This window comes from Paenibacillus sp. LHD-117, from assembly GCF_030929555.1.
GTDB lineage: Bacteria > Bacillota > Bacilli > Paenibacillales > Paenibacillaceae > Pristimantibacillus.
In genome coordinates, this window is the sequence record NZ_JAVFVT010000071.1 from 1 (window position 1) to 2,283 (window position 2,283).

Below are 2,283 nucleotides of genomic sequence, written 5' to 3' on the forward strand. Positions count from 1 at the left end.
CGTGAAGTAAGAGACAGGGCGTAGTCGAGCTATTTCCCTGCCTCTCCTTCCCGAACCGGACATGCACCTCTCAGCGCATCCGGCTCTCCATTTAAGTGTTGCTTAAAGCAAAGGCGACTTGGTCATAATAGGATTCAATTGTTCGACGTTTCTCGGAACGTAGAATGTACAGGTTTTCGTTCGGATTTCGCCATGTGAACCAGCTTTTTCGGCTGGTTATCAGCCTTCTCAGTGCCAGCTCTCCATAGAATCCCCGACTGTTTTGACCTTGCAGTACCCAGATTTTGGCCTTGCCCTTTTCTGGTGATCGGACATATTCTCGCATTAACGTTCGGAAACTACGCTTGTACTTCCGTGCGAGCCAGTATCCAAGTTTCCAAAATACTGTGCGGTCTACTTTGCTGAATATCGTCGCAGTATGGTCGGTATATTGGTAGAAATTTGCCCATCCTGCAAGTTGTCGGTTAAGGCTTTCAACTAGATCCATTCTGTTCATGCTGTAATTACCTGACAGTTGCTTGACTAGCTTCTCAGTGAAACGGCGGTATTTCTCCCATGGTATGGATGAGACAGGGCGCATTCGTCCTCGGGATCCTCGTTTGCGAATAATGCGGTGACCGAGAAAAGTAAAGCCATCGTTCACGTGCGTAATATGTGTCTTTTCCATATTTAACGTGAGTTTCAACGTATCTTCGAGAAATTCCCGACATAATTCCCGCACTTCTTCTGCATGCGCTTTAGTCCCTTTGACGACAACTATAAAGTCGTCAGCATAGCGACAGTAAGAGATTGCAGGTTTCCATTGTCGATTTTCACGTAGCGCGATAGGACGCTCATTCTGAATGCCGAAGTTCCATGCCCAGCGATCTTTCCGCACCTTCTTACTCAGAAATTTCGCTTCCATCCATTGATCAAATTCGTGTAACATAATATTGGATAGTAGCGGCGATATGACGCCGCCTTGCGGAACTCCTTCGCTTGAGGCGCGAAATAAACCACGGTCAACGCATCCTGCTTTGATCATCTTCCACAGTAAGGAAAGGAACCTCTGATCAGAGATGCGTTTACGAACAGCCTTCATGAGTAACCGATGATGAACAGTATCGAAGTAGCTTGCCAAGTCACCTTCAATGACCCAGCGACCGGCGGTTGCATTTGTTTGTTCGTTTCCATCTTGCAATTGCATTTTGACAGTTCGAATTGCATGATGAACGCTTCGCGCCGGTCTGAAACCATAGGATACTGGATGGAAATCACTTTCCCATATCGGTTCCATCACCATCAACATTGCCCTTTGTACGATACGATCTCGAAGACAGGGAATGCCTAGCGGTCTGAGTTTGCCATTCGCTTTGGGGATGTACACCCGTCGAGCAGGTTGCGGACAGTAATTTCCAGTCAGTAATTCATAGCGTAACATTTCTAGTTCAAGATCAAGTCTTTCTTCCATCTTGCGCTTGTTTACGCCATCAACGCCCGGTGTTCGAGCTCCACTCGAAGCGAGGGTGATACGAGCAGCTTCACTTAGCCAAGACCTGTCAGCAATTAATCTAATTACTCGATCGAACTTGCGTTCCTTATTTTCTGTTGACCATGTCGCCAGTTTGCTTTGCATTTCACTGATTATCAAAGGTCTTCACCTCACTAAAGTCAGTTAATGAGCCAAGTAAACCACTTAAACTGCCTCCCTTTGCCATGTAACCGGCTTTCCCGGCCTCGGACTACTACGGAGGCTCCGTCATTCTGCATAGCATCGGGGAACACACTCCCTTGGCATCAATGCAGACTTTCCCCAGTTCACATGTTGGACTCTACACATGGGTTAGGCTGCCTATCGCAGTCTTTATCCTTGCTTTCTGCAAGTCGTCGCGGACATCATGATCTAGCTGTGCACTCTTCGTGATTCCTAGCCGATAAACATACATATTCAACCGACTTTCGTGAATTCCGCCAATACGGCTAACGGAAGTTCAGTCCGCGACCTGCCTGTTAAACGGTGTAGGCAGGGGTGACATTTCAACCCTCAGATGCGGTTTAATAGGTTCGTGTTCCTCAACCTTCCCATGCTCAGCCTAGAGACTCATCTTGGCGTAACCGTTTCGCCGCAAGCCCCGTTTTCCGCGGACTACGTCACCTTGCCAGTGTCGGCAAGTCACCGCCGCTTCGACTCACTTCTTCTCACAGCAGAAGAAGGGCATGTCTGTAAAAAAAAAATTTCCGACATGCATTCCAAACATGCTCAAGTAACTTGTTCCATTAATGGAATTTGCTAGCTGGGCGTAC

1 protein-coding gene is annotated in these 2,283 nt (G+C 47.6%); it reads right to left on the bottom strand.

Going from position 1 to position 2,283, the window contains the following annotated elements; genetic code table 11:
• Nucleotides 1-91: 91 nt before the first annotated feature.
• On the bottom strand, nucleotides 92-1,630 hold the full coding sequence (ltrA, locus tag RB620_RS30020; protein ID WP_308100828.1) for a group II intron reverse transcriptase/maturase: 1,539 nt from the start codon (nucleotides 1,628-1,630) through the stop codon (nucleotides 92-94).
• Nucleotides 1,631-2,283: the final 653 nt, after the last annotated feature.